This window comes from Streptomyces fragilis (assembly GCF_003112515.1).
GTDB classification, from domain to species: domain Bacteria; phylum Actinomycetota; class Actinomycetes; order Streptomycetales; family Streptomycetaceae; genus Streptomyces; species Streptomyces fragilis.
The window spans coordinates 294,654-313,211 of sequence record NZ_BEVZ01000006.1; the positions used below are offsets into that span (position 1 = coordinate 294,654).

The following is an 18,558-nucleotide window of genomic DNA, read 5'->3' on the forward strand; positions in this document are numbered from 1 at the left end:
TTCGGCGCGATGCGCCTTCCCACCGCTTCGGGACAGGGGCGGGACCGGCCCGCCCTCCACACGAGGGCCTGCTGATCGCCACGAAGGTCGGCGTGGCGCGGTCCGCGGGCCCACAGGGCTGGGCCCACGACGGACGCCCGGCACCGGCCGGCCACCTGGAGGAGAACGTCGCGGCCGGCGCCCTGCGGCTCACCGCCGCCCAGCGGGAGCGGCTGGACCGGGCGGCGCCCGTCATCTGACGGGGCGGCGGAAGAGTCCGGCCCAGAGGAAGGGCTCGCCGAAGGTTCCCGACCCGGGCGCGGGCCGGCGCATCCGGCGGAGTTCCACCTCGGTGAGGTCGGAGAAGATCCACCGCAGGTCGTCGTCGCCGTACGCCACTCCCCCGTGCAGGCCGGCTTCCCGGTAGAGGGCGAGGTCGGGCAGTTCCGTCCCGGAGTTCTCCGCGCCCGCCGCGAAGCAGCTGATGCCGAAGGCGCCGCCGGGGGCGAGGAACCGCTCCAGGAAGGCCAGGTAGCTGACGCGGCGGTGCGGGGGCAGGTGGTGGAAGCATCCCGAGTCGTAGACCAGGTCGTAGGGACCGTCCAGGTCGCGCTCGGTGAGGGTGAAGGCGTCGGCCCGGTGGAACCGCGCCTCGACGCCGGCCTGTCCGGCGCGTTCCCGCGCCCAGGCGAGCGCCTTCAGGGAGAGGTCCACCGCGTCGACGGCGAACCCGTGCCGGGCCAGCCGCAGCGTGTTGCGCCCCGGCCCGCACCCGAGGTCCAGGGCGCGGCCGCGGGCGCCCGCGGTGACCAGGCCGCGGTCGAGCCAGGACGCCAGGCTCTCGTCGGGATCGGCGGCGAAGAAGGGGACGCCGCGGGAGCGGTCGGCGTAGAACCGGTCCCACCAGTCCGCGCCCTCGTCCGTCCACCGGTCCGCCCCGGGGGCGAAGAGGGCGTCCATCAGCCGGAGCACGTCGTCGGTCGTGCGAACACTGCGCATGCTCCGCGGAGTGCGTTCCATCGCTGCATCCTAGGCCCGCGACGGGAGTCGGCCCAGGTCGGAGTCGTCGGGGGCCCGGCGTGGCCGGGCCGTGGGGCGCCTGGGCGCACCGCGCGGTCAGGTGCTCCCACGGCTGCCGCGCCGGGCCGCGAACAGTGCCCCCGGCGGCCCTGTCGGCCCCTTTCCGCGCGCCGCCGGGGCCACCGGTCCGACTTCTTCCCGGGCGGCCCCGCGAGGTTCCCCCTCACCGGTGCGGCGGCGTCGGCCACGTGACCCTGTCGAGGCGGCCGAGCAGGCCGGCCAGGCCGAGGGCGAAGGCCCACAGGAGGATCGGATAGGCCGCGAAGCGTTCCATGCCGCCCGTCCCCAGACCCATGTCCCGCTCGAGAAGGAGCAGCACGCAGGCGGTCGACCCGGTCGCCGCCGCGACCACCGCGACCCGGCGCCACAGCCTCGGGACCCGGTCGGCGAGGCCGGCGCCGGCCAGGAACAGGGCGAGGTTGCCGACGCCCAGCGCCAGCACCGCCCCGAGCACGTGCACGGGTTCGTCGACGTCGGCGGGGGCGAGGCCGGCCAGGGCGAAGCCGCTCGCGGTGGTGGCCAGCGCGGCGCGGGTGGCCAGGCCGGCCGGACCGTGCCGCCAGAGGCCGCCGGCCAGCACCACCCCGGCCAGGAACAGCACGCTGAGGGCGATGAACGAGCCGTTCATCAGGGCGTGCTCCGGCGAGCAGACGTAGCGCGGCTCGGACCGCCCCTGCGGGCCGCAGGTGACGTTCCCCAGGTCGCTGATGTTGTGCGCCGCCCAGCTGTAGGGACGCGGCCACGCGGACTCCACGATCGCGTGGAACACGAAGAACTGCGCGACCCCCGCCACCCACGCGGCCTGCCCGAGCCGATCGCCCACCTGCGCCTCCTCGCACGACGTCGGTGTGATCAGTCGACCAGCGGACCGCGCTCCCGGCACCCCGGGCGGTCCACGTGCGTGCGGGCGGCTCACCCGTCCGGACCGCGCCACGCCGACCGGTCGTCACCGGCCGCTCCTCGCACGCGGTGACAGCCTCCGTGTCAGCCCTTCCGGGCCTGCTGGAAGCGGATCATGTTGCCCGCGGGGTCGCGGAAGGCGCAGTCCCGCACGCCGTAGTGCTGGTCGGTGGGCTCCTGCAGCACCTCGCCGACACCGGCGGAGCGGATGCGCTCGAAGGTGGCGTCGACGTCGTCGGTGGCGAAGATGACGGCTCGCAGCAGCCCCTTGGAGAGGAGTTCCGCCATCGCCCGCTGGTCGGCGGGCGAGGCGTTCGGGTCGGCGAGCGGCGGCTCCAGGACCACGGACACGTCGGGCTGCGCCGGGGAGCCGAGGGTCACCCAGCGCATGTTCTCGAAGCCGACGTCGTTGCGCACCTCGAGCCCGAGGGCGTCGCGGTAGAAGGGGAGCGCCTTGTCGTGGTCGTCGACGGCGATGAAGCACTGCGAGAGTCTGATGTCCATGCGCTCCACGCTAGGCGCGGGAGTCGGACTTCGCTTCTCCGTTCCTGATCGGTCGCGTGTAGAGCTTGGCGACGCAGGGCGGCACGGCCGCGCCCGCCGAGTGGTCCCGGGCCCGGTAGGCGCTGGGCGTCTCGCCGACCAGCTCGGTGAAGCGCGAGCTGAACGACCCCAAGGAGGTGCAGCCGACCGCGAAGCAGACCTCGGTGACCGACATGTCCCCGCGGCGGAGCAGGGCCTTGGCCCGCTCCACGCGGCGTGTCATCAGGTAGCTGTAGGGGGTCTCCCCGAACGCGGCGCGGAAGCTGCGGGAGAAGTGCCCGGGCGACATCAGGGCGACGGCGGCGAGCGCCGGCACGTCGAGCGGTTCCGCGTAGTCGCGGTCCATCGTGTCCCGCGCCCGGCGCAGCCGGACCAGATCCTCGAGCATCACCCGTTCAGCCTGCCACAACGGCCGGCGGCGGACCGGCGTTCGGGGCGTCCAGGCCCCGTTCCGGCGGGTCCGGGACGGTGGTGGCGGCCACCGAGCGGCCCACCGCGCGGTTTTCCGTCCGTTATGTCGGGAACGCGTCGGGCATGGTGCAATTCGGCTACACGATGATGACCGAGCAGGCAGGGCCCCGGGAGCTGGTGGGGCACGTGGTGCGGGCCGAGGAGGTGGGCTACGACTTCTCGGTGACCTCCGACCACTACTTCCCGTGGCTGCGCGAGCAGGGGCACTCCCCGTACGCGTGGGCGGTGCTGGGCGCGGCGGCGCAGGCGACCTCGCGGATCCCGCTGATGACGTACGTGACCTGCCCGACCTACCGGTACCACCCCGCGGTGGTGGCCCAGAAGGCGGCGACCCTCCAGCTGCTGTCCCAGGGGCGGTTCCGGCTGGGCCTGGGATCGGGCGAGAACCTCAACGAGCACGTCGTCGGCCAGGGCTGGCCCCCGGTGGACGTGCGGCACGAGCAGTTCGAGGAGGCGGTGGAGATCATCCACGCGCTCTTCGAGGGCGGCCACGTGACCTATCACGGGGAGCACTACCAGGTGGACTCGGCCAAGCTGTGGGACCTGCCCGACCAGCCCCCGCCGATCGGGATCGCCGTGTCCGGCGAGCAGTCCTGCGCCCTGGCCGGCCACTACGCCGACCTGGTGATCGCGACGGAGCCGAAGAAGGACCTGCTGGACCTGTTCGACCAGCACGGCGGCGAGGGCAAGCCGCGGGTCGGACAACTGCCGGTCTGCTTCGACCCGGACCGCGACGCCGCGGTCGCCCGGGCGCACGAGATGTTCCGCTGGTTCGGGCTGGGCTGGAAGGTCAACGCGGAACTGCCGCATCCCGACTCCTTCGCCGCGGCCACGCAGTTCGTGCGGCCGGACGACGTCGCCTCCTCGATCCCCTGCGGCGACGACCCCCAGGCGTACGTCGAGGCGGTGCGGCCCTACGCCGAGGCGGGCTTCACCGAACTCGCCCTGGTGCAGATCGGCGGGGACGAGACGCAGTACCCGTTCCTGGAGTGGTCCGAGCGGACGCTGCTGCCGGAGTTGCGCAACGCCTTCGGCTGATCCACGGAGCGCGGAAGTCGTGGTCATGGCTGCCGTGAGTGGGGGTAACAGGGTGGGCACGGTACATCTCCCGTCCACTCCCCCCGGAGGTCTCGATGAAGTCGAGCGCGTTCGTGCACAGGGCCGTTGTGATGCAGCTCCAGTCCGGCGGGAGCGGCGACGACGCCAACCGCTTCGCGGTGCTCGCCCACCTCAGCTACGACAAGGAGGACCCGTTCGCGGTCACCGCCACCTTCAGCCATGACGGCCGGGTGCTGGCCCGCTGGCGACTGGCCCGGGAGATGCTCGCCGAGGGTCTGCGCCGTCCGGTCGGCGAGGGCGACGTGCGCTTCTCCCCGCGTTACGCCCGCGGCTGGCACGAGCTGCGGATGGACTTCTACGGGGAGCACAAGGGGGACGGAGCCCGGCACCACGCGGTGGTGCACGCGTGGGCGCCGGCCGTGGAGCGGTTCCTGGAGGAGACGTACCGGGTGGTCGCGCCGGGCGACGAGCAGGTCGAGGTGGACAGCTTCCTCTCGGAGCTCCTGGCCAACGGATGAGACCACGCCCGGGCGCGGCGCGAGGGCCCCGGCCCGGCGGTCACGCCGGAGGGACGGGGCGGACGGATCACCGGGACGAGGAAGAGACGGATACCGGACGAGGAAGAACGGCAGCGACGAACAGGACGGAAGGCCCGGCCCCACGGAGGGGACCGGGCCTTCGGCGTTCCGGGCGGTGACTACTTCGAGGTGTACCGGTAGCGCGTCCACAGCGGGAGCACGAACCAGCACAGGATGTACCAGGAGAGCACCCCCGCGACGAGGTAGGGCACGAAGCCGTCGTGGGTGGCGACGCGGAGCACCAGCAGCAGCGCGGAGGTCATGGTCCCCAGCAGCAGCACCAGACCGGTGAAGGTCACCCGGGCCGCCCACTGCACGGCCTGCGGTTTCACCCGGCGGCCGGAGACTATGCGGTGCAGGGCGACGGGCGCGATGAGCGCACCGGTCGTCGCCGCGCCGAGGACCACGGTGACGAGGTAGATGCGCCGGTCGGTGCTCCCCAGCTCCTCGTAGCCCGGCTGGAAGACGACGGTGAGCAGGAAGCCGAAGAGGATCTGCACGCCCGTCTGGGCGACCCGGACCTCCTGGATCAGTTCGCTCCACTTCCGGTCGGCCGCCTCCTCCTCCGTCTCGTTGCGGCCGCGGTTGAGCTGCCGGCCTATGCCGCCGCTCACGCCGTCCTCGTCGTCGGGTCGGTTACCGCTCACCCTTACTCCTGTTCGCCGGGTCCTTCGTCCGAGTGCCCCTTCTGCCCGTGATTCCCCAGGGCAAGCAGGCGTGACCGGCCAGTAGCGGGTCGCCCGGTTTCGCATCTCGGCGGCGCGGATACCCGTCAGGCTGCAATCAGGCAGGCGATCTGGGCCGAGGGAGTCCGTTGACCATGACCGGCACACAGCTCACCATCACCCTCACCGGAGGGCACTGCTCCGACGCCCAGGCGGTTCTGCGCACGCTGGAGCCCGTCTTCGGGCCTCCGGACTCGCAGCCGAAGGACGAGCACGCCACGGTGCACACCGCCGTCTTCGGGGGTGGTGAGAGCTCCGCTCCCACCCCGCCGGACGACTCGGGACGCACCGGGGTGGCCGATCCGGTGACCGTGACCCTGCAGGGCACGCCCGAGGCGGTCCACAAGGCGGGCGAGGCGCTGTCCGCGGCGTTCACGGTCCGCGACCAGGGGATCGTGTCCGGGGACCAGGAGCAGGAGCGGGAACTGCTCATCGAGGCGTGAGCGACGCGCCACGACGGAGGGCGGGACCGGTCACCGTGACCGGTCCCGCCCTCCGTCGTGGCGCCGCCCGCTACCAGCGGTTCTCGACCTGCTCCTTGATCCTGCGCTCGTAGAGCTCACGGATCGCCGCCAGCGTCTCCTCGGAGAGCGGCGGCAGGGAGGCCGCCTCGGCGTTGGTGCGCGCCTGCTCCGGAGTGCGGGCGCCGGGGATCACGGTGGTGACGCCGGGCTGCTGCATGATCCAGCGCAGCGCGGCCTGGGCGGGGGTGAAGCCCGCGGGGACCAGGCCGGAGAACTCCGCCGCGGCCTCGACGCCCGTGCCGTAGTCGACGCCGGAGAAGGTCTCCCCCTGGTCGAAGGCCTCGCCGTGCCGGTTGAAGGTCCGGTGGTCGTTGGCCGCGAAGACGGTGTCCTTGGTGTACTTGCCGGAGAGCAGCCCGGACGCCAGCGGCACGCGGGCGATGATGCCGACGCCGGCCTCGGCGGCGGCGGGCAGCACCTCCAGCAGCGGCTTCATCCGGAACGGGTTGAGGATGATCTGCACGCTCGCCACGTGCGGCCGGGCGATCGCCTCCAGCGCCTCGGCGCAGGTCTCGACGCTGACGCCGTAGGCGGCGGTGCGGCCCTCCTCCACCAGGGTGTCGAGCGCGTCGAACACCTCGTCGGTGGAGTAGACGGCCGTGGGCGGGCAGTGCAGCTGGACCAGGTCCAGCCGCTCCACGCCGAGGTTGCGCCGGGAGCGGTCGTTCCACTCCCGGAAGTTGTCCAGGACGTAGTTCTCCGGGATCTGGTCGACCCGGCGGCCCATCTTGGTGGCCACCGTGACGTCCAGGTCCGGCCGGCCGCGCAGGAAGGCGGCGATGGTCTGCTCGCTGCGTCCGTCGCCGTAGACGTCGGCGGTGTCGAAGAAGGTGATGCCGGACTCCGCGGCCGCCTCGAGGACGGCCAGCGCGTCCTTCTCGTCGACGTCGCCCCAGTCGGCGCCCAGCTGCCAGGTGCCGAGTCCGATGACCGAGAGACTGTGCCCGGACCTGCCGATTACTCGCTGTTCCATACCGGCAAGTCTGTCACGCCGCGGGGCGCGGCCGACCCCCGGGCACGGGTCTCGGGTGGTCGCGGGGGCGGGCACGGGTACGGAGAGCGTCCTTCCGCTTCTTCGCCGTATCCGGTTTGTCTCCGCGGCGGGCGGCAAGACGCACGGCACGCAAGCTACACGAAGGAGGACATCACGTGTCCGTGATCGAGGAATCCATCGAGGTCCGAGTTCCTGTGCACACCGCGTACAACCAGTGGACGCAGTTCGAGACCTTCCCCGAGTTCATGAGCGGGGTCGAGCGGATCGAGCAGCGCACCGACACGCTCACGCACTGGGTGACCAAGGTGGACGGCGTCAAGCGGGAGTTCGACGCCGAGATCACCGAGCAGGTCCCGGACGAGTGCGTCAGCTGGACCACCGTCGACGGGGACACCAAGCAGGAGGGCCGGGTCACCTTCCAGTCCGTCGCCCCCGGCGCGACGAGGGTGAACCTGCGCATGCGGCTGCAGCCCGAGGGCGCCGCCGAGAAGATCGGCGACAAGCTGGGGTTCGTCGAGCGCAACGCCAAGGCAGACCTGGCGCGCTTCAAGAAGTTCATCGAGGAGCGCGGCACCGAGACCGGCGAGTGGCGCGGCACCGTCCTGTGACGGCGCCACGCCGGTGAGACCGCCTCAGCCGGCCGCGCGGCACTCCGGATGGCCCCAGCCCTGACCCACCTTGGCGATCGACTCGCCGGCCGGATAGCCGCGACCGCAGACTCCGCACCTGCCGGGGAACTTGGCCTTGAGGGTCCTCACCGGCCCCCCGGCGGAGGCGGCCCGCCCGCCCGTACGCGTACCGCGCGTACGGGCGGGCGTCTTCTTGCCCACGGGCGCCGGGGACGGCGGGGGCTCAGGGGAGTTCTGCGCGCTGCCCGCGCCCTGCTGCGCGGTCGCGGCCTGGCTGGCGGCACGGTCGGCGAAGTCGTTCAGCGGGTCGCCGTCCACCTGGTGGGCCGCCACGTACCGGAACTCGACGGTGCGCCCGGCGAGCAGCTCGTCGATGCGGACCACGAGTTCCCGGTTGGCGACGGGCTTGCCGGCGGCGGTCCTCCACCCGTTGCGCTTCCAGCCGGGGAGCCAGGTGGTGACGGCCTTCATCGCGTACTGGGAGTCCATGCGGACCTCCAGCGGCACCGCGGGGTCGGTGGCGGCGAGCAGCCGCTCCAGGGCCGTCAGCTCGGCGATGTTGTTGGTGGCGGTGCCGAGGGGGCCGGCCTCCCAGCGGGTGGGCTTGTCGGGGGTGTCGCCGTTCTCGGCGAGGACCCACGCCCAGGCGGCGGGACCGGGGTTTCCCTTGCAGGCGCCGTCGCAGGCGGCGACCAGTCGTTCAGCACGCATGGGCACGATCATCCCACGCACGTCGCGCGGCCCCGCCCGAGGGGAGCGGGGCCGCGCGACGGCCTTCCGGCACGGCCGGAGGACGGTCAGCCGACCTCGTCCATGGGCGGCATGTCGCCCTCCGTCGTGTCCGGGTCGAGGACGGAGAAGGCGGCGCCGTGCGGGTCGGTCAGGCTGGCGAACCGGCCGAAGGGGCTGGTCACCGGCCCGAACCGGACCGTGGCGCCCAGCTCCTGGGCCTTCGCGACGGCCGCGTCGCAGTCGGGGACGGCGAAGTAGACGTTGATGTGCGGCGGGACCTCCGGCGGGAAGTCCTCCGTCATCCCCATCCGGCCGATCAGCGGAGCGCCGTTCAGCTCGTACACCCGGAAGTCGATCTTGTCGTCGGGCATGTTCTTCTGGTTGTACGAGAAGACCGCCGGGAAGAAGGCGTCCGCCTTCCCGGCGTCCCGGGTGTTGATCTCCGCCCAGCAGAACGCGCCGGGCGTGCCGACGGTGTCGAAGCCGGTGTGCTTCGCCGGCTGCCAGAGGCCGAACACGACGCCGCCCGGGTCACGGGCGATGCACATGGTGCCGAAGTCGGCGACCTGCATCGGCTCCATGACCACCTCTCCCCCGTTCTCCCGGATCTGCGCGGCGGTGGCCGCGGCGTCCGGGGTGGCGAAGTAGAGACACCAGGCGGACTGCTCCTCGGCGCCCGGCATCGGCGGGACCACGGCGGCGACGGCCTTGCCGTCCGCGTAGGCCTCGGTGTAGTTGCCGAACTCGGTGCTGGACTCGCCGAAGGTCCAGCCGAGGACCTCTCCGTAGAACTTCTTGGCTCCTTCGACGTCGGCGAACATCGCGTCCGCCCAGATCGGGGTGCCTTCGGGTGGTGCGGCCATGGTGCGGCCTCCGTTCGTGGTCGTTCGGGTTTCACGCCGGTCGGGTTCGGGCGGCGGGCGTCGTACGAGGGCGGGGCGCCCCTGGTGCTCGGGGCATGTCCGTCAGCCGGCTTCGGCGGCCGCCCGCATCTGCGCCACGTCGAGCCGTCGCATCGTGAGCATCGCGGCCATCGCCCGGGATGCCTTCGCGCGGTCGGCGTCGCGCATGAGCTCCAGGGCCTCCTTGGGGATCACCTGCCAGGACAGCCCGTACTTGTCCTTGAGCCAGCCGCACTGGCTCTCCTGGCCGCCGTCGCCGATCAGGGTGTTCCAGTAGTGGTCGGCCTCCTCCTGGCTGTCGCACATGATCTGGAAGGAGACTGCCTCGTCGAAGTGGAACAGCGGACCGCCGTCGAGGGCGGAGAACCGCTGGCCGTTGACGGTGAACTGGACCTCGACGACCGACCCGCTCTCGTCCGGTGTGACCTTCTCCGGGCCCGCCTCGGAGAACCGGTCGACCCGCTCGATGCGCGAGTCGGGAAAGACCGAGACGTAGTACTCGGCCGCTTCCTCCGCCTGGTTGTCGAACCAGAGGCAGGTGGTGAATCCGTTGCTGTCCATCGGTTCCTCCCGATCGTCCGCCGTTCACCACTGTCGACCGGCCGGCGGTCCGAAACTCATCGGCCCGCCGCGCGCGGGCCGGGATCTGCCGTGGGCGAATCTGCCGCAGGCAGAGATGTGCCCCGGTCAGGGGCGGGCGCGGGCATGGTCGAAGGCAGCGCACCCCTTCGTACCGAAGTCTTCAGGAGGACCTCGCATGCTTCCACCGCAGTACGCCCCACGGGCGCAGCAGGGCGACACCCCGTACACGCCCTTCGACGACCAACTGGCCTCGGCGCTGCTGGCGCAGCGGATCGTGATGCTGGGCACCCAGGTGGACGAGGTGTCCGCCAACCGGGTGTGCGCCCAGTTGCTGGTGCTCTCCGCGGAGGACCCGCGCAGCGACATCGGCCTCTACATCAACAGCCCCGGCGGCTCGGTGACCGCGGGCCTGGCCGTGTACGACACCATGCGGGCGATCCCGAACGACGTGTCGACCCTGGTCATGGGGTTCGCGGCGAGCATGGGCCAGTTCCTGCTGACCGTGGGCGCGCCCGGCAAGCGGTACGCGCTGCCCAACGCGCGGATCATGATGCACCAGCCCTCGGCTGGCATCGGCGGCACCGCCGCCGACATCGAGATCCAGGCCGAGAACCTGGAGTTCACCCGGGGGCAGATCGAGCGGATCATCGCGGACCACACCGGGCAGAGCCGGGAGACCGTCGCCCGGGACTCCGACCGGGACCGCTGGTTCACGGCCGAGCAGGCCATGGAGTACGGGATGGTCGACCGCCTGGTCGGCTCCTTCGACGAGGTGCGTCCCGGCGCCTCCCGGCGCCGGACGGGGCTGTGATCATGGGAAGCTACACGGTTCCGTACGTGACCGAGCCGACCGCGCGCGGTGAGCGGTCCTCCGACGTCTTCAGCCGTCTGCTGTCGGAGCGGATCGTCTTCCTGGGCACCGAGATCGACGACGGGGTGGCCAACGTGGTCATCGCCCAGCTGCTCCACCTGGAGTCGGACGCGCCCGACAACGAGATCGCGCTCTACCTCAACTCCCCCGGCGGCTCGGTGACGTCGCTGATGGCCATTTACGACACCATGCGTTTCGTGCGCGCGCCGATCGCCACCTTCTGCGTGGGCCAGGCCGCGTCGACGGCCGCCGTCCTGCTGGCGGGCGGCGACCCCGGGCGGCGGTTCGTGCTGGAGCACTCGCGGGTGCTGCTGGGCCAGCCGGCCAGCGCGGGCAGCCAGGGGACGGTCGCCGACCTGGCGCTGCGGGCCCGCGAGATGGGGCGCGTGCGCGCCCAGATGGAGGAGGTCCTCGCCCGGCACACCGGCCACGACCCGGCGACGCTGCGCGCGGACATGGACCGGGACAAGGTGTTCACCGCTCAGGAGGCGGTGGCCTACGGTCTGGCCGACGAGGTGCTGACCGCGCGCCGGTGAGGACGCGCGGTCCGGGTCCGCCGGTGCCGCGCGGTCCGGGTCCGCCGGTGCCGCGTGGTCCGCGTCAGGCCGCCAGGCACATGCCTCCGCGGTGCGGGACAGCGTGACGCGGGACGCCCCGGTGGGCGACCCCGCGGTGCGCGACGGAGCCGGCGGCGGTCCCGGTGGCCGCGGTGAGGTCGCTGTGGACGCGCACGAGCAGGTCCCCGAGGCTCAGTCCCAGGGCGCGGGCGGCGGCCGCGAGAACCTCCGAGGAGGCCTCCTTGCGGCCCCGTTCCAGCTCCGAGAGGTAGGGCATGGAGATCCGCGCCGTCTCGGCGACCTCCTTGAGGGTGCGCCCCTGGGCGAGCCGCTCGCGGCGCAGGGCGTCTCCCACGAGGTCGCGCCACAAGGGCTCCCGGGCGCGGCCCGCCGGACCGGATGCCGGGCGGTCCGCCGGGCGGCGGAGGGGGACGGGGGTCCGGGAGGCTTCGTGGCTGCTCACCCTCCTCAGCCTAGGCCGCGCCCGGGACCCGGCAAGGGCGCCCGCGGCGGTTCCGCTCAGAGGTGAATCGACGCGCCCGGTGCGCGGGCGCGGCCCCTCGGGCGGGGCCGCGGCGGGCCGGCTCAGCCGAGGCGCAGGGTGGCGCGTATCCGCTTGCCGACCGGGACGCGCTCCACGACGACCTCGTCGGCGAGGGCGTGGACGATCTCCAGACCGTGCCGCCCGACGCGCTTGGGGTCACGGGGGAAGATCTGGGGCAGCGCGACGCTGCTGTCGTAGACCGTGACGGTCACGCGGTTGTCCGAGCCCTCGAGCTCCAGGATGTACGGGCCATGGCTGTGCCGGTCCGCGTTGGTGACCAACTCGCTGACCACCAGGAGCAGTTCCCCGCCGTACCGCTCGTCGGCCGTGGCGCACCACTCGCTCCTCAGTTGCTCGAGGAACTGTCCCGCGAACTCCCTCGCCTCGGCGATGCACCCCGGTTCACCGGTGTAGTGCGTCGCACGGCGCAGAGGTTCCACGGGGACGTCGAAACCCGTTGTCACCACGGCCCCGTCCAGGTGCTCGATCATGCGTGTCTCTCTCGGATGCCGGCCCGGCCGGATACTGATGCGCCTGAGCTTGTACCCGGGTCGGGCCCTCGCACTCTTCCCCAACCGAAATTCGCGTAACACGCCGTTCACGGGGCCCCACGCGGGAGGCCGGGCCTCCCGCGTGGGCCTCGCGGACGGGCCGCTGGCTCGGCCTGCGGTCCCCGTCCGGCCGCGGGCTCAGCCGGCGGCGCGGACGACCGCGTCGATCCGGGCCAGCTCCTCGTCGTCGAAGTCGAGGTTGCCGATGGCGGCGACCGAGTCCTCGAGCTGCTGCGGGCTGCTGGCGCCGACCAGGGCCGAGGTGACCCTGCCGCCGCGCAGCACCCACGCCAGCGCCATCTGGGCCAGGGACTGGCCGCGGGCGGAGGCGATCTCGTCGAGCGTCCGCAGGTGGCCGACGAGCTCGCCGGTCACCTTGTCGGCGGTCAGGAAGGGGCTGTCGCCCGCGGCGCGGGACCCCTCGGGGATGCCGTCGAGGTAACGCGAGGTGAGCAGGCCCTGCTCCAGCGGGGAGTAGACGATCGACCCGACCCGGAGCTCGTCCAGGGTGTCGAGGAGACCGCTCTCCTCCGGGCGGCGGTCGAGCATCGAGTAGCGCGGCTGGTGGATCAGCAGCGGCGTCCCGAGCTCCTCGAGGATCCTGGCGGCCTCGCGGGTCTGCTCCGGCGAGTAGTTGGAGACGCCCACGTACAGCGCCTTGCCCTGCTGCACCGCGGAGTGCAGCGCGCCCATGGTCTCCTCGAGCGGGGTGTCCGGGTCGGGGCGGTGCGAGTAGAAGACGTCGACGTAGTCCAGGCCCATCCGGCCGAGGCTCTGGTCCAGCGAGGAGAGCAGGTACTTGCGCGAGCCCCACTCGCCGTAGGGGCCGTCCCACATCAGGTAGCCGGCCTTGGTGGAGATCACCATCTCGTCGCGGTAGGGGCGCAGGTCCGCCTTGAGCGCCTCGCCGAAGGCCGACTCGGCGGCGCCGGGCGGCGGGCCGTAGTTGTTGGCCAGGTCGAAGTGGGTGACGCCCAGGTCGAAGGCGCGGCGCAGGATGGCCCGCTGGGTCTCGACCGGGCGGTCCGGCCCGAAGTTGTGCCACAGACCGAGCGACAGCGCGGGCAGCTTCAGACCGCTGCGCCCGGTGCGCCGGTAGGGCATCTGCTCGTAGCGGCCGGGATGGGCTGTGTACAACGTGACTCCTGGTGTCGTGCGTGTCGGTGCCGGAGATCACTCTTCCTCACCGGACCTCGCCCGGTCCAACCGCCGAGCGCCCCGACCGCTTCGGGCGGAGGCTGGAGACATGCACGCAAAGGACATTCTGATCGAGGGGTACGGCCGGATCCGCGAGGAGGTCCACGCCGCGGTCCAGGACCTGGACGCCGAGCGGCTCGCCGCGCGCCCCGCGCCCGGGACGAACTCCGTCGCCTGGCTGGTGTGGCACCTGACCCGGGTCCAGGACGACCACGTGGCGGACGCGGCCGGACTGGAGCAGGTGTGGACGGCGCGGGACTGGCACGGCCGGTTCGGGCTGGACCTGCCGGTGACGGACACCGGCTTCGGGCACGACGCGTCCAGGGTCGCGGCGGTACGGGTGGACTCCCCTGACCTGCTGACCGGCTACTACGACGCGGTCCACGAGCAGACGCTGGGTTTCCTGCGGGGCCTGACCGCCGCCGAACTGGAGCGGATCGTCGACGAGCGGTGGGATCCGCCGGTGACGCTGGGCGTCCGGCTGGTCAGCGTCCTGTCGGACGACCTGCAGCACGTGGGGCAGGCGGCGTACGTGCGCGGACTGCTCGGACACCTGTGAGGCGTGCCGGCGAGGCGTGCCGGTGAGCTGCGGTTGTGTGCTGCATTACACATAACGGGTGAATCGGGGCAGAATGGAACAGGTGCGGGCCTACCTGCCCCACAGCCGATTCCTTCCGTCCGCAGTCGCGGGCAGGCCTGAGATCTCGAAGGAGACGAGTCATGGCCAACGTCTCGCACCCGCGTGGTGACATCTCGAGTCACCCCGACGTACTCGAAATGAGGGAGCAGTACGCCCGTTCCCAGCAGGGACCGAATCTGGGGATGCTCGCCGCACCGCTGGCACTGGTCGGCGTGTTCTGCGCGGCATCACCGTGGATCCTGCACTTCACCGGTAGTCAGCCGCCGCTGGTGGCGCACAACGTGATCGTCGGCGCGGCGATCCTCGCCCTCGCGATCTGCGCGGCCGCGAACCCCACGCGGATGGGCGGGCTCGGCTGGGCAGCTGCCGGTCTGGGCGTCTGGCTGATCATCTCCCCCTGGGTGGTGGGGACCAACCCCGACGCCGGCGTGATCATCACCAACGTCTGCACCGGCGCCCTGGCCGTCTGCCTGGGAGCCGCGTGCGCCTTCATGGGCATGAAGGGAGCCCGCAAGGCGGCGTCCAGGTTCTGACGACGTCGTCCGACGACGTCGTCCGAGCGGCCTGCCGCCCAGGCGGCGGGGTCCGGCCGGGTCACCCCGGCGGGGCCCCGCCGCCCACGTGTGCGGCAGGCCGCCGGTGCGACGTCGGGCGCGGGGCGTGCAACTCCGGCGCGGGGGCACAAGGACCGCACGACGAACCCGAAGGGATGGGGAAGAGATGGAGATCTCGGGCATCATCAGCGCGATCCTCATCGGCATCGTGATCGGCGTGCTGGGCCGCCTCGCCCTGCCCGGGCGCCAGCACATCGGAGTGCTGTGGACGATCGTGGTCGGCATCGCGGCGGCGCTGATCGGTTCCGCCCTCGCAGGAGCGTTCGGGGTGCGCAGCACGAACGGGCCCGACTGGATCGAGTGGCTGATCCAGATCGCCCTCGCCGCGCTGGGCGTGGCGGCGCTGGACCGCAGCCGCGCCACCCGCAGCCGCGCCACCCGCAGCCGCGCCACCCACTGAGGCGCGGACGCCGGAGGGACACGGCGAAGGGCGGGGAGGACACGGTCCTCCCCGCCCTTCGCCGTGTCCGCGCACCTCGGGCGCCGTGTCCGCGCACCCCCGGGCGGGTCGCGTGGACGGGCGGGGGGCGCGCGGCGCGCCTATCGTGGGCTGCGGCCGTCCACCCCAGGAGGCTCGCATGCAGGGACCGTGTTCCATACGCGTCGCGGCCAAGGCGGCCGCGCTGGCCGTGCTCTGTGCGGCGCTGCCCGCCGCTCCCGCCACCGCGACGGCCGACGGGGCGGATCCGCCACGCCGCCTGAAGCGCTTCTACGACCAGCGCGTCGTCTGGCACCCCTGCGACTCGGAGGCGGCGCCGCTGGACCTCCAGTGCTCGGCCGTCGCCGTACCACTGGACTACGCCCGCCCGGACCGCGGCACGATCCGGCTGGCGCTGGCCCGTTTCCGGTCCACCGCGGACCGTCCCCGCGGATCGCTGGTCCTCAACTTCGGCGGCCCCGGCGGTGAGGGCGTCGGCCGGCTGGCCATGGCGGGCAAGGACTTCATGCCGCTGGCCGAGGAGTACGACGTGGTCACCTTCGACCCCCGTGGGGTGGGCCGGTCTTCCCCGGTGACCTGCGGCGACGCCGCGTACTCCGGCTCCCCCGGCGCTTCGGGCGCGTCCGGCTCCCTCGGCTCCCTCGGCTCCCCGCTGGACGACGCGCGGGACGACGGGCCGAGCGCGAGCGCCTCGCCCGACCAGGTCGCCGAGGGCGACCCCCGCCCCTACCTGCGCCGGCTGCGGGAGGTCGCCGAGGCCTGCGCGGCGAGTTCCGGACCGGTGCTGGAGCACATGGGCACCGTGGACGCGGCCCGGGACATGGACGTCATCCGCCACGCCCTCGGCGACCGCCGGCTGAACTACCTCGGCTTCTCCTACGGCACCCGGCTCGGCGCGGTCTACGCCGCCCAGTTCCCGCGCCGGGTGGGCCGGTTCGTCCTGGACGGCGTCGACACGCTCACCGAGCCGCCCGTCGAGCAGGCCCGGGCCGGCGCGGCGGGTCAGCAGGCCGCGCTGGAGCGCTTCCTCACCTGGTGCGTGCGCGACATCGCCTGCCCCTTCGGCCGCGACCCCCGCGTCGCTCCCCGTCAGGTGGTACGCCTGGTCGACACCCTGGACGCGCACCCCGTGCCCACGGCCGGGGGCCTGCGTTTCAGCGGTCAGGAGCTGGTGGCCGCCCTCGGTCAGGCGCTGTACAGCCGCGCCCTGTGGCCTCCGCTGGAGAGGGCGGTGTCCGACCTGGTGGAGTACGGCGACCCGCGCGGCCTGCAGGGCTTCACCCAGGGCGCCTTCGCCCCGCCCGTGTTCGGCCCCGACGCGGCGCTTCGGCCCGAGCAGCCGGTGCCGCCGGACAACCCGCCCGCCGCACTGCTCGCCGTCAACTGCGCGGACGCCCCCGAGCGTCCGTCCGCGCAGCGGATCGCGGCCGGTCTGCACGCGATGCGGGCGTCCTACGAGAAGGCCTCCCCGGTCTTCGGCCGCTACCGGCTGGCCGAGGCGCTGATGTGCTACGGACGGCCGGCGGGAACCGACTTCGTCCGCGAGAAGGTCCGCGACCTCAAGACCCCCCGGATGCTGCTGGTCGGCACCCGGGGCGATCCCGCGACGCCCTACCGCTGGACGGTGGAGACGGCACGGCGGCTGGGTTCCTCCGCGGTGGTCCTGGACAACCGGGGCGAGGGGCACACGGGCTACGGATCGTCACGCTGCGTACAACGGGCGGTGGAGGATTTCCTGGTCCATGGCGAACTGAAGGGCGGTTCCTGCCCCGCCGAGGACCCCGAAAGGGGAGACTGACGTTCCGCCAGCACACCAGTACTAATCGCCAACTCCCCGTGCCACAAGAGGCGTTGGTCCCGTTCTCCTGGGGCAGGAGGTCCCGGAAAGACTCTGGCATATGCCAGAAGCACCACTCCATCGAGTGTTGCCATTCCCCTTACAGGCAGTGGCGAGCTGTGCAAGAGTCGTATCCGGTTCACCGACCGGCCCCGGCCGTACCGTCTCCTCGACACCGGAGTGCGTCATGCCGTCCCATCTGTCCGCGGATCACTCAGCCGGCCGCTCGCCTCACGGCGGCGGCCCGGTGGAGGCGCTCATCACGCGGACGCGGCAGCTCAGGACGGACATGGACGCGGTCCGCCGCGACGTCGAGACCGACGGCACGGATCCCGCGGACCGGTGGCAGCGCGCGGTGTACGACCTCGCGCTGCACCACCTGGAGGACCTCGACGAACATCTGGCGCAACTCCGTGAGGGCCCTCCGCCCGCGGCCGGTTCCCCCGAGGCGCTGCCCGCCTCGCCGGCCGCGGGCGACGCCGGGGCGGCTTCGCCCCCCGGCCGGATCGGCACCGCGGAGTGGGAACTGCTGACCGACGAGGTCCGCTGGTCCGCCGAGTTCTACGAGATCCTCGGCATGGACCCCACCGCCCAGGCCCTGACCCTCGACGAGCTGCCTTCGCTGGTGCTCGACGAGGACCGGCCCCGGCTGACCGTCATGGTGACGGACTGCCTGGTCGACGGCCGGCCGATCGACGGCGAGTTCCGGATCACGCGTCCGGGCGACGGCAGGGTGCGGTCCGTGCACATGAAGGGCGAGCCCGTGCTCGACGCCGACGGCAACACCGCCTCGATGTGGGCGGTGCTGCGTGACGTCAGCGAACTGCGCCGTCACCGGCGGGCGGTGAGCGAGACCCGTGACTCGCTCGGCCTCCCCCGGACGGCCCGGTCCGGGCAGGGGCTCGTGGTCGAGCCGCAGGAAGCCTTGCTCCCCCCGTGGCACGGCTCCCTGCGGCTCCCGCGACAGGGCGGGCCCGGCTCGCTGGAGCTGGCGGCGCGCCGGCTGCCGCCCTCCTCACCCGGCGCACCCGCGGGCGGCGACTGGTACGACGCCTGCGAACTTCCCGACGGCGAGACCCTCATCGGTTTCGGCACGCTCATGGGCGAGCCGTCCACGGTGGTCCCGGGCACGGCGATGCTGATCGGCGGCCTGCGAGGCATGGCCATGGCCGGCGCGGCCCCCGGGCAGCTGACCGCCTGGCTGGGCGACCTGCTGAGTACCGCCCGGACCTCTTCCGGCGCGCCGTCGCTCTCCGGTCCCGCCCTGTGCTGCCGCTACCGGGCGCCCGAGAGGACACTCAGCTGGGCCGGCGGTCCCGCCCCGGTGCTGTTCCGGGACGGGACGGGGCGGGTGCTCCGCTCCCCCGCCGGGCAGGCCGGAACCCGGCAGCGGCTGGAGGCGGGTGACCTGCTGGTCCTCCACACGGCGGGGCTGCTCGGCGCCGCGGACGGCGAGCGCCGGCTGACCGGGCTGGCGGAGAGCCTCCTGCGGGAACCGTCCGCGCAGGACGCGGTACGGATACTCGCCGAGGAGTTCGACGGCGACCTCCGTGACGACACGGCAGGCTTCCTCGTCGCCCGGGTACAGGACTGAGGGACTCGTGCAGGCC

General features: G+C 72.8%; 24 protein-coding genes. 12 read left to right on the forward strand and 12 right to left on the reverse strand.

What is annotated here, in order from left to right; all coding sequences use genetic code 11:
- Positions 1-92: 92 nt before the first annotated feature.
- Positions 93-239 carry a hypothetical protein gene (locus Sfr03f_RS30825; RefSeq protein WP_174721630.1) on the forward strand — a complete coding sequence of 49 codons (147 nt, stop codon included), beginning with the start codon at positions 93-95 and terminating at the stop codon, positions 237-239.
- On the opposite strand, the gene Sfr03f_RS22150 is transcribed toward Sfr03f_RS30825, so the two are convergent.
- From Sfr03f_RS22150 to Sfr03f_RS22165, 4 genes are all read right to left on the reverse strand, one after another.
- Positions 232-999, reverse strand: coding sequence for a class I SAM-dependent methyltransferase (locus tag Sfr03f_RS22150; protein ID WP_245967697.1), 768 nt, complete (start codon positions 997-999; stop codon positions 232-234). The genes Sfr03f_RS30825 and Sfr03f_RS22150 overlap by 8 nt on opposite strands.
- Positions 1,000-1,222: 223 nt before the next feature.
- The gene (locus tag Sfr03f_RS22155; RefSeq protein ID WP_159105703.1) at positions 1,223-1,882 is read right to left on the reverse strand and encodes a DUF998 domain-containing protein; all 660 of its coding nucleotides are present in this window, start codon (positions 1,880-1,882) and stop codon (positions 1,223-1,225) included.
- Positions 1,883-2,043: 161 nt separating this feature from the next.
- Positions 2,044-2,463 (reverse strand): VOC family protein, encoded by a 420-nt coding sequence (locus tag Sfr03f_RS22160; RefSeq protein ID WP_108955998.1) that lies wholly within the window; start codon positions 2,461-2,463, stop codon positions 2,044-2,046.
- 10 nt (positions 2,464-2,473) lie between these two features.
- The gene (locus Sfr03f_RS22165; protein WP_218028181.1) at positions 2,474-2,890 is read right to left on the reverse strand and encodes a helix-turn-helix domain-containing protein; all 417 of its coding nucleotides are present in this window, start codon (positions 2,888-2,890) and stop codon (positions 2,474-2,476) included.
- 146 nt (positions 2,891-3,036) lie between these two features.
- On the opposite strand from Sfr03f_RS22165, the gene Sfr03f_RS22170 reads away from it, so the two are divergent.
- The gene (locus Sfr03f_RS22170) at positions 3,037-4,011 is read left to right on the forward strand and encodes an LLM class F420-dependent oxidoreductase (RefSeq protein ID WP_108955737.1); all 975 of its coding nucleotides are present in this window, start codon (positions 3,037-3,039) and stop codon (positions 4,009-4,011) included.
- Positions 4,012-4,142: 131 nt separating this feature from the next.
- A complete protein-coding gene (locus Sfr03f_RS22175) occupies positions 4,143-4,550 on the forward strand; it encodes an SsgA family sporulation/cell division regulator (protein ID WP_245967698.1) in 408 nt (135 codons plus the stop codon).
- Positions 4,551-4,729: 179 nt separating this feature from the next.
- Here the strand turns inward: Sfr03f_RS22175 and Sfr03f_RS22180 are convergent, their stop codons facing one another.
- Positions 4,730-5,224, reverse strand: a complete 495-nt coding sequence (locus Sfr03f_RS22180; RefSeq protein ID WP_108955999.1) for a DUF6328 family protein — start codon at positions 5,222-5,224, stop codon at positions 4,730-4,732.
- A 206-nt stretch (positions 5,225-5,430) separates the two neighbouring features.
- Between Sfr03f_RS22180 and Sfr03f_RS22185 the strand changes: the two genes are divergently transcribed.
- Positions 5,431-5,778 (forward strand): hypothetical protein, encoded by a 348-nt coding sequence (locus Sfr03f_RS22185; RefSeq protein WP_108955739.1) that lies wholly within the window; start codon positions 5,431-5,433, stop codon positions 5,776-5,778.
- A 70-nt stretch (positions 5,779-5,848) separates the two neighbouring features.
- Here Sfr03f_RS22185 and Sfr03f_RS22190 read toward each other — a convergent pair whose 3' ends face one another.
- Positions 5,849-6,832, reverse strand: a complete 984-nt coding sequence (locus Sfr03f_RS22190; protein ID WP_108955740.1) for an aldo/keto reductase — start codon at positions 6,830-6,832, stop codon at positions 5,849-5,851.
- Positions 6,833-7,008: 176 nt separating this feature from the next.
- Between Sfr03f_RS22190 and Sfr03f_RS22195 the strand changes: the two genes are divergently transcribed.
- Positions 7,009-7,461, forward strand: coding sequence for an SRPBCC family protein (locus tag Sfr03f_RS22195; protein WP_108955741.1), 453 nt, complete (start codon positions 7,009-7,011; stop codon positions 7,459-7,461).
- 24 nt (positions 7,462-7,485) lie between these two features.
- Here the strand turns inward: Sfr03f_RS22195 and Sfr03f_RS22200 are convergent, their stop codons facing one another.
- The 3 genes from Sfr03f_RS22200 to Sfr03f_RS22210 form a co-directional block, all read right to left on the reverse strand.
- On the reverse strand, positions 7,486-8,205 hold the full coding sequence (locus Sfr03f_RS22200) for a ribonuclease H family protein (RefSeq protein ID WP_108955742.1): 720 nt from the start codon (positions 8,203-8,205) through the stop codon (positions 7,486-7,488).
- 74 nt (positions 8,206-8,279) lie between these two features.
- A complete protein-coding gene (locus tag Sfr03f_RS22205; RefSeq protein ID WP_108955743.1) occupies positions 8,280-9,077 on the reverse strand; it encodes a VOC family protein in 798 nt (265 codons plus the stop codon).
- A 102-nt stretch (positions 9,078-9,179) separates the two neighbouring features.
- Entirely contained in the window at positions 9,180-9,677 is a 498-nt protein-coding gene (locus Sfr03f_RS22210) for a VOC family protein (RefSeq protein ID WP_108955744.1), read from the reverse strand.
- A 196-nt stretch (positions 9,678-9,873) separates the two neighbouring features.
- Here Sfr03f_RS22210 and Sfr03f_RS22215 point away from each other — a divergent pair, with 196 nt between their 5' ends.
- A complete protein-coding gene (locus tag Sfr03f_RS22215; RefSeq protein ID WP_108955745.1) occupies positions 9,874-10,509 on the forward strand; it encodes a ClpP family protease in 636 nt (211 codons plus the stop codon).
- 2 nt (positions 10,510-10,511) lie between these two features.
- Complete coding sequence (locus Sfr03f_RS22220; RefSeq protein WP_108955746.1) at positions 10,512-11,105, forward strand: ClpP family protease; 594 nt, start codon at positions 10,512-10,514, stop codon at positions 11,103-11,105.
- A 64-nt stretch (positions 11,106-11,169) separates the two neighbouring features.
- Here Sfr03f_RS22220 and Sfr03f_RS22225 read toward each other — a convergent pair whose 3' ends face one another.
- From Sfr03f_RS22225 to mgrA, 3 genes are all read right to left on the reverse strand, one after another.
- Positions 11,170-11,589 (reverse strand): helix-turn-helix domain-containing protein, encoded by a 420-nt coding sequence (locus tag Sfr03f_RS22225; RefSeq protein WP_174721631.1) that lies wholly within the window; start codon positions 11,587-11,589, stop codon positions 11,170-11,172.
- Positions 11,590-11,711: 122 nt separating this feature from the next.
- Complete coding sequence (locus tag Sfr03f_RS22230) at positions 11,712-12,161, reverse strand: ATP-binding protein (protein WP_108955748.1); 450 nt, start codon at positions 12,159-12,161, stop codon at positions 11,712-11,714.
- Positions 12,162-12,359: 198 nt separating this feature from the next.
- Positions 12,360-13,358, reverse strand: a complete 999-nt coding sequence (gene mgrA / locus Sfr03f_RS22235) for an L-glyceraldehyde 3-phosphate reductase (RefSeq protein WP_108955749.1) — start codon at positions 13,356-13,358, stop codon at positions 12,360-12,362.
- Between the two features lie 109 nt (positions 13,359-13,467).
- Between mgrA and Sfr03f_RS22240 the strand changes: the two genes are divergently transcribed.
- The 5 genes from Sfr03f_RS22240 (at position 13,468) to Sfr03f_RS22260 (ending at position 18,542) form a co-directional block, all read left to right on the forward strand.
- Positions 13,468-13,977 (forward strand): mycothiol transferase, encoded by a 510-nt coding sequence (locus Sfr03f_RS22240; protein ID WP_108955750.1) that lies wholly within the window; start codon positions 13,468-13,470, stop codon positions 13,975-13,977.
- Between the two features lie 161 nt (positions 13,978-14,138).
- Complete coding sequence (locus tag Sfr03f_RS22245) at positions 14,139-14,591, forward strand: SPW repeat protein (protein WP_108955751.1); 453 nt, start codon at positions 14,139-14,141, stop codon at positions 14,589-14,591.
- Between the two features lie 187 nt (positions 14,592-14,778).
- Positions 14,779-15,072, forward strand: coding sequence for a GlsB/YeaQ/YmgE family stress response membrane protein (locus Sfr03f_RS22250; RefSeq protein WP_108955752.1), 294 nt, complete (start codon positions 14,779-14,781; stop codon positions 15,070-15,072).
- Positions 15,073-15,250: 178 nt separating this feature from the next.
- Positions 15,251-16,909: an alpha/beta hydrolase gene (locus tag Sfr03f_RS22255; protein ID WP_108955753.1), complete on the forward strand. Its 1,659-nt coding sequence runs from the start codon at positions 15,251-15,253 to the stop codon at positions 16,907-16,909.
- 226 nt (positions 16,910-17,135) lie between these two features.
- Positions 17,136-18,542 carry a PP2C family protein-serine/threonine phosphatase gene (locus Sfr03f_RS22260; protein ID WP_108955754.1) on the forward strand — a complete coding sequence of 469 codons (1,407 nt, stop codon included), beginning with the start codon at positions 17,136-17,138 and terminating at the stop codon, positions 18,540-18,542.
- The last annotated feature ends 16 nt before the right edge of the window (positions 18,543-18,558 follow it).